Below are 13,909 nucleotides of genomic sequence, written 5' to 3' on the forward strand. Positions count from 1 at the left end.
TCGATGGGGTGACGCTACGTCCCACCGGGGGCTCCTGCACCCTCCCGCGTGGCGTGTCGCGACATCCCGCGCGGCAAATCCTGTCACGCCTCTCAGGCCGGGTCACACCCGCCCCACCAGCCCCATCGGGCGCAGGGGTCAGCGGGTCACCGGGGTGTCGGGGGCACTGACGTCGATGACCTTGGCCTTGGTCGTCAGCAGGGCGCGCAGGACGCGGATCTTCAGGGCGCTCTCGTCCTCGCCACCCCAGACGACGGTGTGCCCGCGGGCCGTGAACGTCACGAGGTTCGCGCTGCTCACCGTGACCGCCGAGACGTCGGCGGCGAGGTCGTCCGGGAGGTCGCGCAGCAGGGCGAGCGCCGCCTGCAGTGCCTCCGTGGTCATCGCCCGGCTGCCCGTGGCGGTGACGACCGGCACGCCCTTCGGCGCCTTCTTCACCCGGCCGAACGAGACACCGGTGGCGTCGACGACGTCGAGGGTCCCCGAGGGGCCCTTGACGACGAGCGACGGCACCCGGGGCACGACGTCGACGACGAGGGTGCGCGGCCAGGACCGGTGCACCGACGCCTCGGCGACGGTGACCCGGCCGCGGACCGAGCGCTCGACGGCGGCGGTGTCGACGCGGACGAGCGGCGTGCCCTCCGGCACCCGGACGAGCTCCTCGACCGCCGCGGCCTCGGCCCCGGACACGCCGACGACGTCGACGTCGTGGACCCCGAGCAGCCCGGTCCAGCCGACGACCCACCCCGCTCCCCCGAGCAGGGCGAGGACGAGGAGGGCCGAGAGCGCGCGACGCCACGGCCGGCGGCGACGGGCGATGGCCCGCTCGCGGAAGCGGGTGGCGGAGGACTCCAGGCCGCGGGGGCGTGGCCCTCGGGTCGCGTTGTGGCTCACCGGGACTCCTCCTCACGGGTTGCGAGGGCCGCGAGGAGCGGCGCACCGAGCGCGGTGACGTCGCCGGCGCCGACCGTGAGGACGAGATCGCCGGGGCGCGCGGCGGCGACGAGGGTCGCGACGGCGGCGTCGCGACCGGTGCCGACGTCGACCCGGCGGCGGCCGGGCAGCTCGACGAGGGGGTCGCCGATGAGTGCGGAGGTGACCCCCGGTACCGGTGCCTCACGGGCGCCGTAGACGTCGAGGAGGACGACGTGGTCGGCCGGGGCGAGGGCGGCCGCGAACTCCTCGGCGAAGTCGCGGGTGCGGCTGTAGAGGTGCGGCTGGAAGACGACGAGGACGCGCCCGCGCCCGGCCCGGGCGACCACCCCGGCCGCGGTGCCGACGACGGCGGCGACCTTGGCGGGGTTGTGCGCGTAGTCGTCGACGACGGTGACGCCCCCGACCTCGCCGCGGACCTCGAAGCGGCGGCGGGCGCCGGTGAAGCCGGCCAGCCCGCGCAGGACGGCGTGCGGGTCGGCACCGAGCCCGTCGACGGCGGCGAGGAACGCGGCCGCGGCGTTGGCGACGTTGTGCGCTCCCGGGACGGCGAGGACGAACTCGTGGGAGGTGCCGCGGTGCAGCACGGGCGTGCGCGTGCCGAGGCCGTCGGCGACGGTCTCCCCCAGCCGCAGGTCGCTGCCCCCGGCCGCCCCGAAGGTGACGACCCGCCGGCCCCGCGCCCGCTCGGCCTCGGCGAGGGCCCGCGCGCCGGGGTCGTCGGCGCTCACGACGAGCAGCCCGCCGACGGTCGCCGCGAACTCGGTGTAGGCGTCGGCGACGGCCTCGGCGGTGCCGTAGAAGTCGAGGTGGTCCGGCTGCACCGTCGTGACGACCCCGACCTCGGGGCGGTAGACGACGAAGGTGCCGTCGCTCTCGTCGGCCTCGACGACGAACGCCTCCCCGCCCCCGAGCGTGGCGTTCGTCCCGAGCTGCGCGACCTCTCCCCCGCAGGCGAACGACGGGTCGGCCCCGGCCTCGGTGAGCGCGACGACGAGCATCGCCGTGGTCGAGGTCTTGCCGTTGGCCCCGGCGACGGCCACGGCCCGCGAGCCGGCGAGCAGGGCCGCGAGGGCCTGGGACCGGTGCAGCACCCGCAGGCCGGCGTCGCGCGCGGCGGCGAGCTCGGGGTTGTCCTCGCGCACGGCCGACGAGACGACGACGGTGTCGACGCCCTCGAGGTGGCCCGCGTCGTGCCCGACCCACACGGTGGCACCGGCCTCGCGCAGGGCCCCGAGGACCGGTCCGTCGGCGGCGTCGGACCCACTGACCCGCACCCCGCGGGCCAGGAGCAGGCGGGCGACCGCGGACATCCCGGCGCCGCCGATGGCGACGAGGTGCACGGCACCGAGCTCGTCCCACGCGGGGACCGGTGCTGCGAGGTCGAACCGGGGGTTGGTGACGGCCACGGTCAGCGCCCCCCGCCTGCGCGGGCGACGAGGTCGGCGAGCTGCTCGTCGCCGTCGCGCTGCCCCACCGACGCGGCCGCGGCGGCCATCGACCCGAGCCGAGCGGCGTCGAGGGCGAGCGGGACGACGGTGTCGCGCACCCAGGCCGCGTCGACGGCGGCGTCGTCGACGAGGAGCCCGCCGCCGGCCTCGACGACGTGCGCCGCGTTGAGCCGCTGCTCCCCGTTGCCGACCGGGAGGGGGACGTAGACGGCCGGCAGCCCGACGGCCGACAGCTCGCAGACGGTGCCCGCTCCGGAGCGGCACACGACGAGGTCGGCCGCGGCGTAGGCGAGGTCCATCCTGTCGCAGTACGGGAGCACCACGTACGGCGCCCCGGGGACCTCGCCGGGGTCGAACTCCTTGCCCGCGCCGGTGACGTGCAGGACCTGCACCCCGGCGGCCGAGAGCGCCGCAACCGAGGACGCGAAGGCGGCGTTGAGCCGGGCCGCGCCGAGCGAGCCGCCGGTGACGAGCAGGGTGGGGGCGTCGGTGAGCCCGAACCGTTCCCGCGCCTCGGCGCGGTGGGCGGAGCGGTCGAGGGTGGCGATCTCGCGGCGCAGCGGCATGCCGGTGACCGTGGCCCCGCGCAGCGGCGTGCCCGGGAAGGTCACCGCGACCTCGGCCGCGATGCGGGCCCCGAGCCGGTTGGCCAGGCCCGGCCGCGCGTTCTGCTCGTGGACGACGACGGGCACCCGGCGCCGACGGGCCGCGAGGTAGGCCGGCGACGCGACGAAGCCGCCGAAGCCGACGACGACCTCGGCCCCGCTGGTCTCGAGGGCCGCCTCGGCCGCGACCACGGCTCGCCGGAGGTTGCCCGGCAGCCGGAGCGCCGCGGCGTCCGGCCGCCGCGGGAACGGCACGCGCGGCACCTCGAGGAGCGGGTAGCCGCGCTCGGGGACGAGGCGCGACTCCAGACCCTCGGCCGTCCCGAGGGCGGTGACGCGCACCGACGGGTCGCGGCGGCGCAGGCAGTCGGCGAGCGCCAGGAGCGGCGAGACGTGCCCGGCGGTGCCTCCGCCGGCGAGCAGCACGGACGACGGGACGGCTGCGCTCACGAGCTGCTCCGGCGGCTGCGGACCGCCCCGGAGACGACCGCCAGCGACCGCCGCAGGGATGACGGACGCGCGGACAGGGCCTCGCGGCAGCCGGGTTCGCTGCGGGCGAAGGACAGGAGGATCCCGAGCGCGCCCATCGTCGTGATGAGCGAGGAACCGCCGGAGGACACGAGCGGCAGGGGCACGCCGATGACGGGCAGCAGCCCGATGACCGCGCCGATGTTGATGAGGGCCTGGACGACGACCCACGTCATCACCCCGGCCGTGACGACGCGGACGAAGAAGTCGTCGGAGCGGCTGACGAGCCGGTAGCAGGCGAAGGCGAAGGCACCGAAGAGGGCGAGGATGGCGAGCGTGCCGGGCAGCCCGAGCTCCTCGCCGATGATCGCGAAGATGAAGTCGTTGTGCGGCTCGGAGAGCAGCCCCCACTTCTCGCGGCTCTGCCCGAGGCCGAGGCCGAGCCAGCCGCCGTCGGCGAGGGCGTACCGGCCGTGGATGGGCTGGCGCGCGGCACCGTGCGGATCGACGTCGCGGCCGAGCCAGACGTCGAAGCGGCCGAGCCGGTTGGGGCTGGTGACGACGAAGGCGACGACGGCGCCGAGGAACGGCACCCCGGCGATCGCGAACCAGCGCAACGGGATCCCGGCGGCGAAGAGCACCCCGGCGACGACCGCCCCGAGGACCATGACCGTGCCGAGGTCGTGGCCGAGGGCGACCGACGCCACGGCCACCGCCACGAGGGGCACGAGGTAGGGCACGACGACGTGGCCCAGCCGGTCGAGGTGCTTGCGCTTCCGGGCGAGCACCGCACCGCCGGCGAGCGCCAGGCCCACCTTGATGGCCTCGGAGGGCTGGACGCTGACCGGGCCGAGGAAGATCCAGTTGCGGTTGCCCTGGAACCCGTTGCCACCGAGGGGGGTGAAGACGAGCATCTGCAGCGCGGTGCCGGCCACGAGCACGGGCACGGCCAGCCGCTTCCACGCGCCCGGCCGGATCCGCGAGGTGACGGCCAGCGCCACCGCGCCGATCGCCGCGAAGACCGCCTGCGTCGTGAAGATCGTGTACGCCGACCGGGTCTCGTCGAGCGAGGTGATGGCGCTCGCCGAGAGGACCATGATCAGCCCGAAGACGACGAGCGCGACGGTGAGGAACAGGAGCAGGTAGTAGGTGGTCACCGGGGAGTCGAAGCGCTCGGCCCACGACCGCACCCTCGAGGACCCGCGGCCGGTCTCCCGGGCCGGGGCGGTGGCGCTCGTCACGGGCTACCCCTGACCGGTGAGCCGCCGCACCGCCGCAGAGAAGGCGTCGCCGCGCGCACCGTAGTTCGCGAACATGTCCATCGACGCGGCGGCGGGGGCGAGCAGCACGACGTCGCCCTCGTGGGCGAGGTCGAGGGCGTGCGCCACCACAGCGTCCATGGCCCCAGTGTCCGTTTGCGCGACGTCGACGACCGGGACATCCGGCGCGTGTCGGGCGAGCGCCTCGGAAATGGCCGAACGGTCACGCCCGAGGAGGACGACGCCGCGCAGCCGCGGCGCCGCGGCGGCGACGAGGTCGTCCACGTCGGCCCCCTTGAGCAGCCCGCCCGCGACCCAGACGACGTGCTCGAACGCGAGGAGGCTGGCCTGCGCGGCGTGCGGGTTGGTGGCCTTGGAGTCGTCGACCCAGCGCACGCCGCGCACGGTGCCGAGGTCGGTGATGCGGTGCGGCTCGGGGACGAAGTCGCGCATCCCCTGGCGCACCGCGGCCGGCGGCACGCCGTGGGCCCGGGCGAGCGCCGCCGCGGCGAGGGCGTTGGCGACGAGGTGCGGCGCGGGCGGCGGGGCGTCGGGACCGGCACGCAGGTCGTCGAGCGTGCCGAGCTCGGCGGCCGAGGTGCGGCGCTCGGCGACGAAGGCGCGGTCGGCGAGGACGTCGTCGACGAGGCCCAGCTCGGAGAGGCCCGGGGTGCCGAGGGTGAACCCGACCGCGCGGCACCCCTCCTGCACGTCGGCCTCCTCGACGAGGTGGAGCGTCCGCTCGTCCTGGGCGTTGTAGACGCAGGCGACCTGGGTGTTCTCGTAGACCCTTCCCTTGGCGCGGGCGTACTCCTCGAGCGACCCGTGCCAGTCGACGTGGTCGGGAGCGACGTTGAGGCACACCGACGCCCGCGGGGCGATGGAGTGCGACCAGTGCAGCTGGAAGCTCGAGAGCTCGACGGCGATGACGTCGTAGGGCTGCGGGTCCATGACCGCCTCGAGGATGGGCCGGCCGACGTTGCCGGCGCTGCACGCGCGCAGGCCGGCCGCCTGCAGCATCGCCGTGAGCAGCTGCACGGTCGTCGTCTTGCCGTTGGTGCCGGTGACGGTGAGCCAGGGGGCCGCGCCCTCGAGCGGGCGCATCCGCCAGGCGAGCTCGACCTCGCCCCAGACCGGCAGCCCGGCGGCGGCCGCCGCGGCGAGCAGCGGCTGGTCGGGGCGCCAGCCCGGCGAGGTGACGACGAGGTCGAGCGGCTCCTCGGGCAGGGTGCCGACCGCGTCGCCGCCGTACCGCAGGGCCGCGCCGAGGATGTCGAGGATGCGCGCCCGCTCGGACATCGCCGAGCCGTCGTCGGGCTCGTGGGCGTCGACGACGGTGACGACCGCTCCGCGCTCGAGGAGGGCGTCGGCGGCGGCGAACCCGCTGACCCCGAGGCCGGCGACGAGCACGCGCAGGCCCGACCAGTCGGCGTCGCGGTGGGTCAGCGCGCCGGTGCGGGCGGACCCGGCGCTCATCCGGCGCCCACCACCCACTCGGCGTAGAACAGCCCGAGGCCGAGCGCGACGAAGAGGCCGGCGACGATCCAGAACCGGATGACGATCGTGACCTCCTGCCAGCCGAGGAGCTCGAAGTGGTGCTGCAGCGGCGCCATCTTGAACACCCGTTTCCCGGTGGTCTTGAACGACGCGACCTGGATGATCACCGAGAGGGTGATCGTGACGAAGAGGCCGCCGAGGACGACGACGAGCAGCTCGGTGCGGGTGAGGATGGCCAGCCCCGCGAGCCCGCCGCCGAGGGCGAGCGAGCCGGTGTCGCCCATGAAGATCTTGGCCGGCGAGGCGTTCCACCAGAGGAAGCCGAAGCAGGCGCCCATCCCGCAGGCGGCGACGATGGCGAGGTCGTGCGGGTCGCGGACCTCGTAGCACTTGGTGCCGGGGTTCCACTGGCAGTTCTGGTTGAACTGCCAGATGCCGATGAGCACGTACGACGCGAAGACCATCACCGAGGCGCCGGTGGCCAGGCCGTCGAGGCCGTCGGTGAGGTTCACGCCGTTCGAGGTGCCGGCGACGATGACGTTGGCCCAGATGACGAAGAGGATGACGCCGACGACGGTGCCGGCGAAGGCGAGGTTGACCGGGGTGTCGCGGACGAACGAGACGGCGGTCGAGGCCGGCGTGCGGAAGGACTCGTTGGGGAACTGCAGCGCCGCGATGGCGAAGAGCACGGCGACGAGGGTCTGCCCGGCGAGCTTCTGGCCCGAGCGCAGGCCGAGGCTGCGCTGCTTGCTGATCTTGATGTAGTCGTCGAGGAAGCCGACGAGGCCCATCCCGGCCATGAGGAAGAGGACGAGCACGCCGCTGACCGAGGGCAGCTGCCCGGTGACGAGGTGCGCGACGGCGTAGGCGGCGAGCGAGGACAGGACGATGACCGCCCCGCCCATCGTGGGGGTGCCGCGCTTGGTGTGGTGCGAGGTGGGCCCGTCGTCCCGGATGAACTGGCCGTAGCCCTTCTTCACGAGGAAGCGGATGAAGGTGGGGGTGCCGAAGAGCGCGAGGACGAGCGACACGACGGCGGCGATGAGCACGGCCTTCACGTCTGCTGCTCCTCGGGGGTCGTCGCCAGTCGGTCTCCGAGCAACCGTAGTCCGGCGTCGCGGCTGGACTTGAACAGGGCCACGTCGCCGCGCCGGAGCTCCGCGCGCAGCAGCGCCTCGGCGGCGTCGGCGTCCGGGACCTCGCGCACGCGGGTGCCGCCGGCGGCCGCCCGGGCCCCCTCGGCGAGCGGTGCGGCGGCCGCGCCGACGACGACGAGCTCGTCGACGGCGTGGGCGACGGCGTCGGCCCCGACCCCGGCGTGCAGCGCGTCGGACTCCGCCCCGAGCTCGAGCATCGTGCCGAGGACGGCCCAGGTGCGCCGGCCCTCCCCCATCCGGGCCAGCGCCTCGAGGGCCGCGTGCATCGAGTCGGGGTTGGCGTTGTAGGCGTCGTTGACGAGGGTCACGCCGTCGGGGCGCTCGGTAACCTCCATCCGCCAGCGGCTCAGTGCGCGGGCGGCCTCGAGGGCGTCGCAGGCGGCGTCGAGGGTGAGGCCGAGCTCGAGGGCCACCGCGAGGACGGCGAGGGCGTTGCCGACGTGATGGCGCCCGACGAGCCCGAGGGCGACGGCGCGCGTGCCGGCCGACGTGTGCACGGTGAAGGACGGCCGGCCCGCGGCGTCGAGCGCGACGTCGGTGGCCCGCACCCCGGCGTCCGGGGCCTCGCCGACGAGGACGACCCGCGCGCGGGTGACCTCGGCCATGGCCCGGACGGCGGGGTCGTCGGCGTTGAGCACCGCGAGCCCGTGCTCGGGCAGGGCGGCCGGCAGCTCGGACTTCGCGCGGGCGATGGCCTCGCGCGACCCGAACTCCCCGACGTGGGCGGTGCCGACGTTGAGCACCACCCCGACCCGCGGCGGCGCCATCCGCGCGAGGTAGGCGATGTGGCCGACGCCGCGCGCCCCCATCTCGACGACGAGGAACCGGGTGTCGGGCTCGGTGCGGCAGACGGTGAGCGGCACCCCGACCTCAGAGTTGTACGAGCCGACGGGCGCCACGGTGGGGCCGGCCGCCCCGAGCACCGACCCGAGGACGTCCTTGGTGCTCGTCTTGCCGGAGGAGCCGGTGATGCCCACGACGGCCAGGTCGGGCAGCGCGTCCACGACCGCGCGGGCCAGCCGGGCGAACCCCTCCTGGGTGTCGTCGACGACGACGCACGGCACGCCGGCCAGCGCCCGGGTCGTCAGGGCGGCGACGCAGCCGGCGGCGAGGGCCCCGGCGGCGAAGTCGTGGCCGTCGGCGTGCTCGCCGACCCGGGCGACGTACAGCCCGCCGGGCCCGGCCTCGCGCGAGTCGGTGACGACGGGTCCGTCGACGACCGCGGAGGCGTCGTCGACCCCCTCGAGCCGCCCGCCGGTGGCCGCGGCCACCTCGGCGAGGGTCATCGGGATCACGGGGCCACCACCCCGAGGGCGAGGGCCAGCGCCTCGCGCAGCTCGTCGCGGTCGTCGAAGGGGTGCACGACGCCGGCGACGTCCTGGCCGCGCTCGTGGCCCTTGCCGACGACCGCCACGGTGGCCGACGAGCCCTCGGCGGCGACCGCCGAGACCGCTTCCCGGACGGCCTCCCGGCGGTCCCCCACCTCGACGACGCGCACCGCGCGCCCGCCGGACCGCACCGACTCGACGCCCTCGAGGACCGCGGCGCGGATGACCGCGGGGTCCTCGGAGCGCGGGTTGTCGTCGGTGACGACGACGAGGTCGGCGACCTCGGCGGCCGCGGCGCCCATGGCCGCGCGCTTGTCACGGTCGCGGTCGCCGCCGGCCCCGGTGACGCAGACGAGCGTGCCGGGCGTGCTCGGGCGCAGGGCGTGGAGGGCGGCCGCGATGGCGTCCGGGGTGTGCGCGTAGTCGACGACGGCCAGCGGCTGGTCGCCCGCCGGGACGCCGTCCAGGACGACCCGCTCCATCCGCCCCGGGACGTGCGGGTCGGCGAGCACCGCGTCGCCGGCCCGGGCCGGGTCCTCGCCGGCGAGGACGAGCGCGGCGGCGGCCATCGCGGTGTTCGTGACGTTGAAGTCGCCGGGCAGGCTCGACCTCAGGTGGAGGTCGACCCCGTCCGGGCCGGTGAGCCGGAAGGCCGCCGGGTCGGCTCCGTCGACCGCGACCCGCCAGTCGACGCCCTCGGTGTGACCGATGGTCCGGACGGGGACGCCGGCCTCCCGGGCGAGCCGCCCGCCCCAGTCGTCGTCGGTGCAGACGAGGCCGAGGCGCGCGCGCTCGGGCGTGAAGAGCGAGGCCTTGGCCGCGAAGTAGTCGTCCATGTCGGCGTGGAAGTCGAGGTGGTCGCGGCTGAGGTTCGTGAAGAGCGCGACGTCGTAGACGACGCCGTCGACCCGATGCTGGGCCAGGGCGTGGCTCGAGACCTCCATGACGCAGGTGTCGAGGCCCCGCTCGGCCATGACGGCGAGCAGCGCATGGAGCTCGGGGGCCTCGGGGGTGGTGCGGACGCTCCCGACCCGCTCGTCACCGATGCGCGTCTCGACGGTGCCGATGAGCCCGACGGAGTGCCCGAGGGCGGTCAGCGCCGAGTGCACGAGGTAGGCGGTGGTCGTCTTGCCGTTGGTCCCGGTGATGCCGACCATCCGCACCGGCAGGTCCTCGGTGCCGTAGACGCGCGCGGCGACCGCCCCGAGCACTGCGCGCGGAGCCTCGACGACGACGACCGGCAGGTCGACACCGGCGGCGGTGAGCCGCTCGGCGCCGGCCGGGTCGGTGAGCACGGCCGCGGCCCCGGCCTCGGCCACCTGGGCCCCGAAGTCGGCACCGTGGGCGCGGGCGCCGGGCAGGGCCGCGTAGAGGTCGCCCGGACGCACCGCGCGCGAGTCGAGCGTGACGCCGGTGACGGCGACGTCGGAGGCGGGGCCGGGGGCACCGAGGAGCGTCGAGACCTCGCGGAGCGGGGTGGGGCGCAGCGAGGTCGGCCGGGGGGAAGCCATCCGGACGACCCTACCGCTTGGGCTGCTTCTTGCCGTCACGCAGCACGTCGGGGTCGGCCAGCGCCTCCTTCGGGTCGACCTCGAGGGTGAGGTGCTGCGCCTTCTTCCCCGTCGGCGGGATCTTCAGCTCCTGGAGGGCGTAGGTCATGACGTCCTTGAAGACCGGTCCGGCGACGTAGCCGCCGAAGAACGGGTAGGTCGGCTTCTGGACGATGACGGCGACGACGATCTGCGGGTCGTCGGCCGGCGCGTACCCGATGAAGCTGGCCGTCTTGCCGCTGTACTTCTTGACCCGGTCGTCGTAGAACTCGGCGGTGCCGGTCTTGCCCGCGATCCGGTAGCCCGGGATCTGGGCCTCCTCGGCCGTGCCGTCGGGGCTGACGACGCCCTCGAGCATCTTGCCGACGTCGGCCGCCGTCTTCTCCGAGACCACCCGGGTGCCCTTGGCCTCCGGCATCTCGGTGCGCGTGCCGTCGGCCGCGGTGACGCTGTCGACGAGGCGGGGCGAGACCCGCACGCCGCCGTTGGCGATGGTCTGGAACACCGACGCGGCCTGGATGGCGGTGACCGAGATGCCCTGCCCGAAGGCGACGGTGGCGCGCTGGGTGCCGCTCCACGTCGACGACTTCGGGAGCAGGCCGCCGGACTCGCCGGGGTAGCCGACCCCCGAGCGCGCGCCCAGCCCGAACTTGTGGAAGTAGCGCTCGAGCGTCGCGGGCTTGAGGGTCTCGGAGACGAGGATCGTCCCGATGTTGCTGGACTCGGCGAGGGTGCCCGCGACCGTGCGGTACTGGGTGGGGTGCTCGTGGGAGTCCTTGAACCGCTGGTCGTACCGGGGCAGGCGGTTGGGGATGACGACCGGGGTCGACGGCGTGACCGTCTTCTCCTCGAGCGCCGCGGCCATCGTCATGATCTTCGCCGTGGAGCCGGGTTCGAAGACGTCGGAGAAGGCCTTGTTGTCGAGCTGGGCCCCCTTCTTGCCGACGTCGGTGTCGGGGTCGAAGGTCGGGTACGAGGCGACGCTCAGCAGGTCACCCTTCTTGGCGTCCATGATGACGACCGTGCCGGCCGTCGCCTTGGTCTCCTTGATCCGCTGCGCGAGGGCGTTCTGGGCGTACCACTGGAGGCTGGAGTTGACGGTGAGCCGCACGTCGCGCCCGTCGACCGCCGGCGTCGTGCTGCTCTGCCCGGCGGGGATGGCGGTGCCGTCCTGGCCGCGCTCGTAGGTCATCGTGCCGGGCGTGCCCTGGAGCTCGTCGTCGACCATCAGCTCGACGCCCCCGCCGGGCTTGCCGTCGTCGGTGACGTACCCGACGAGGGCGGCGCTGGTCGTGCCCTGCGGGTAGGTGCGCTCCGAGCGGGTCTCCCGGCGGTCGCGCGCGATGCCCGGGATGCCGAGCGCGGCGATCTTGTTCCACGTCAGCGGCGTGACGTCCTTGCTGAGGATGCGGTACCTCGAGGTGCCGGTCAGCTCGGTGACGAGCTCGCTCACCGGGGTGCCGAGCAGCGGCGAGAGCTTCTCGGCGGCCTGCTGCACGGCGGCCGGTGCGGTCTCCGGGGCGCAGGTCGACTTCTTCGTCCGGAAGGTGCACACGGCCGTCTGGTCGGCGACGACGACCTCGCGCACGACGCTCGAGGCGAGGACGGTGCCGTCGGCCGAGAGGATCTGGCCGCGCATGGCGGGGATGATCTGCGCGGTCACGCGCTGGCTCTCGGCCTCGGCGGCGACGGCGCTGGCGTCGAGCCCCTGGATGCGGACCAGCTGGGCGCCGAAGATGCTGAGGACGAAGATCGTCGCGACCGTGAGGGCGCGCATCCGGCGCCGCGGGCTCGGGCCCGGGCCGCGGGTGGCGCTGCGCGCGGTGCGACGTCCGCCGCCCGAGCCGGCACGCGAGGTCGAGGCGGTGGCGGGGCGCCGACGCGGCGTGGGCCGGCCCTTGCCCGCGGCCGGCCGGCTCGAGGTCGACGCCCGCCCCGACGCGGCTGCGGTGGCGGGACGCCGGGGGGACGCCGGGCGGGCGCTCCCCCGGGCGGGCGCGGTACGCGGGGTCGTCGTGCCCGGGCGGCGGCCGCGCTCGGTCACCGGACGACCCGACGGCTGGCCCGCGCGGCTGCGCTGCGGCGGCTTCTTCGGTGGGGTCACGGGTGCGGCGTCCTCGCGGGTCGTCAGCGGCTGGGTGCGGTCGAGGCGGGGGCCTTCGCCGTGGGGCGCGCCCCGGACGAGGACTCGGTGACCACGCTAAACGTGTCGTCCTTGCGCGCCTTCTTCGCCACGCCGATGACCTTGCCGTCGGCGAGCCGGAGGAAGGCCGGGGTCTCGGCGGGGACCATCCCGAGGTCGCGCGCCTCCTGCGCGAGCGGCCCCGGGCCGGAGACGGCGTCGAGGGCGTGGCGCAGGTCGTCCTGGGTGTCGGTCAGCTCGTCGGAGCGGTGCTGCAGGTCGCGCATCGTGAACGAGCCCTTGGCCATCGCGGTGTTGAGCACGAGCACGCCGACGAAGCCGGCGAGCACGAGCGCCACGCAGAGCGCGAGGAAGAACCCGTTGCCCTCGGCAGCGGGCGGGGCGACGACGCGCAGGCGGCGCGGCGTCGGGGTCGTGGCGCGGCGCGCCGACGGGCGGACCTGCGGCCGTGCCGTCGCGTGCTGGCTCATGCGGGGGCTCCGTTCGGCGAGAGACGTTCCGCGGCCCGGAGGCGGGCCGAGGCGGACCTGGGGTTGGCGTGCTGCTCGGACTCGGAGGGGACCTCCGCGCCGCGGGTGAGCAGCCGCAGGTAGGGCGCGTGCTCGGGCAGCTCGACGGGCATGCCCGCCGGGGTCCGGCTGCGCGCCCCGCGCGCGAGGGCCTGCTTGGTGATGCGGTCCTCGAGCGAGTGGTAGGAGAGGACGACGAGCCGCCCGCCGGGCGCGAGGGCGCCGACGGCGGCGTCGACGGCGCGCTCCCACACGGCGAGCTCGGCGTTGACCTCGATGCGCAGCGCCTGGAAGGTGCGCTTCGCCGGGTGGCCGCCGGTGCGCTGCGACGCGGCGGGGACCGCGGCGCGCAGCACCTCGACGAGCCGGGCCGAGGTGGTGAAGGGCTCCTTCTCGCGCTCGCGGAGGACCGCGGAGGCGATCCGGCCGGCGAATCGCTCCTCCCCGTAGGCCTTGAGGACGTGGGCGAGCTCGCCGTGCGAGTAGGTGTTGAGGACGTCGGCGGCGGTCATCCCCCGCGACTGGTCCATCCGCATGTCGAGCGGGGCGTCGTGGCGGTAGGCGAAGCCGCGGTCCTCCTCGTCGAGCTGGAGCGAGGAGACGCCGAGGTCGAAGAAGATGCCGTTCGCGGTGCCGGGGGCCTCACGGGCGAGGACGTCGGCCACCTCGTCGTAGACGGCGTGGACGGCGGTGAAGCGCTCGCCGAACGGGGCGAGCCGCTCGCTCGCGAGGGCGATCGCCTCCGGGTCGCGGTCGAGGCCGATGACGCGGGCCTGCGGGCACCGGGTGAGGATCGCCTCGGTGTGCCCGCCCATGCCGAGGGTGGCGTCGACGCAGACGCTGCCCGGGGCCTGCAGAGCCGGGGCGAGGAGGTCGACGCAGCGCTCGAGGAGCACGGGGACGTGGCGGTCGCCGGCGTCGCCTCGGGTGCTGGTCATCTCACTCCTTCACGGTCGTCGGTGGGGCGGTGTGGTGCGGGTGCGGGTCGACCCGGCGGCTGGTCCCCATC

The 13,909-nt window shown here is 75.3% G+C and carries 11 protein-coding genes; all 11 read right to left on the reverse strand.

What is annotated here, in order from left to right:
- Positions 1–138: 138 nt before the first annotated feature.
- Genes JQN70_RS07445 through rsmH form a run of 11 tightly spaced genes read right to left on the reverse strand, consistent with a single transcriptional unit; the run spans position 139 to position 13,838 of the window.
- Entirely contained in the window at positions 139–894 is a 756-nt protein-coding gene (locus JQN70_RS07445; protein WP_204130697.1) for a cell division protein FtsQ/DivIB, read from the reverse strand.
- Positions 891–2,342 (reverse strand): UDP-N-acetylmuramate--L-alanine ligase, encoded by a 1,452-nt coding sequence (gene murC / locus JQN70_RS07450; RefSeq protein WP_307835854.1) that lies wholly within the window; start codon positions 2,340–2,342, stop codon positions 891–893. The genes JQN70_RS07445 and murC overlap by 4 nt, the downstream gene beginning before the upstream one ends.
- 2 nt (positions 2,343–2,344) lie before the next feature.
- A complete protein-coding gene (murG, locus tag JQN70_RS07455; protein ID WP_204130698.1) occupies positions 2,345–3,439 on the reverse strand; it encodes an undecaprenyldiphospho-muramoylpentapeptide beta-N-acetylglucosaminyltransferase in 1,095 nt (364 codons plus the stop codon).
- On the reverse strand, positions 3,436–4,698 hold the full coding sequence (gene ftsW / locus JQN70_RS07460; protein WP_204130699.1) for a putative lipid II flippase FtsW: 1,263 nt from the start codon (positions 4,696–4,698) through the stop codon (positions 3,436–3,438). Before ftsW ends, murG begins: the two co-directional genes overlap by 4 nt.
- A 3-nt stretch (positions 4,699–4,701) precedes the next feature.
- Complete coding sequence (gene murD / locus JQN70_RS07465; protein ID WP_204130700.1) at positions 4,702–6,192, reverse strand: UDP-N-acetylmuramoyl-L-alanine--D-glutamate ligase; 1,491 nt, start codon at positions 6,190–6,192, stop codon at positions 4,702–4,704.
- Positions 6,189–7,271 carry a phospho-N-acetylmuramoyl-pentapeptide-transferase gene (gene mraY / locus JQN70_RS07470; RefSeq protein ID WP_204130701.1) on the reverse strand — a complete coding sequence of 361 codons (1,083 nt, stop codon included), beginning with the start codon at positions 7,269–7,271 and terminating at the stop codon, positions 6,189–6,191. Before mraY ends, murD begins: the two co-directional genes overlap by 4 nt.
- Positions 7,268–8,665, reverse strand: a complete 1,398-nt coding sequence (locus JQN70_RS07475) for a UDP-N-acetylmuramoyl-tripeptide--D-alanyl-D-alanine ligase (RefSeq protein ID WP_204130702.1) — start codon at positions 8,663–8,665, stop codon at positions 7,268–7,270. The genes mraY and JQN70_RS07475 overlap by 4 nt, the downstream gene beginning before the upstream one ends.
- On the reverse strand, positions 8,662–10,209 hold the full coding sequence (locus JQN70_RS07480; RefSeq protein WP_204130703.1) for a UDP-N-acetylmuramoyl-L-alanyl-D-glutamate--2,6-diaminopimelate ligase: 1,548 nt from the start codon (positions 10,207–10,209) through the stop codon (positions 8,662–8,664). The genes JQN70_RS07475 and JQN70_RS07480 overlap by 4 nt, the downstream gene beginning before the upstream one ends.
- A gap of 10 nt (positions 10,210–10,219) precedes the next feature.
- Positions 10,220–12,352, reverse strand: coding sequence for a penicillin-binding transpeptidase domain-containing protein (locus JQN70_RS07485; protein ID WP_307835855.1), 2,133 nt, complete (start codon positions 12,350–12,352; stop codon positions 10,220–10,222).
- 23 nt (positions 12,353–12,375) lie between these two features.
- Positions 12,376–12,861, reverse strand: coding sequence for a cell division protein FtsL (gene ftsL / locus JQN70_RS07490; protein WP_204130704.1), 486 nt, complete (start codon positions 12,859–12,861; stop codon positions 12,376–12,378).
- Positions 12,858–13,838 carry a 16S rRNA (cytosine(1402)-N(4))-methyltransferase RsmH gene (gene rsmH / locus JQN70_RS07495; RefSeq protein WP_204130705.1) on the reverse strand — a complete coding sequence of 327 codons (981 nt, stop codon included), beginning with the start codon at positions 13,836–13,838 and terminating at the stop codon, positions 12,858–12,860. The genes ftsL and rsmH overlap by 4 nt, the downstream gene beginning before the upstream one ends.
- Between the last annotated feature and the right edge of the window lie 71 nt (positions 13,839–13,909).

The organism is Phycicoccus sonneratiae (assembly GCF_016887965.1).
Classification (GTDB): Bacteria; Actinomycetota; Actinomycetes; order Actinomycetales; family Dermatophilaceae; genus Phycicoccus; species Phycicoccus sonneratiae.

What these genes read in the sequence shown, in the direction of transcription:
- murD (WP_204130700.1), bottom strand. Translation starts at nt 6,192, where the DNA reads ATGAGCGCCGGGTCCGCCCGCACCGGCGCGCTGACCCACCGCGACGCC.
- JQN70_RS07480 (WP_204130703.1), bottom strand. Translation starts at nt 10,209, where the DNA reads ATGGCTTCCCCCCGGCCGACCTCGCTGCGCCCCACCCCGCTCCGCGAG.
- ftsL (WP_204130704.1), bottom strand. Translation starts at nt 12,861, where the DNA reads ATGAGCCAGCACGCGACGGCACGGCCGCAGGTCCGCCCGTCGGCGCGC.
- rsmH (WP_204130705.1), bottom strand. Translation starts at nt 13,838, where the DNA reads ATGACCAGCACCCGAGGCGACGCCGGCGACCGCCACGTCCCCGTGCTC.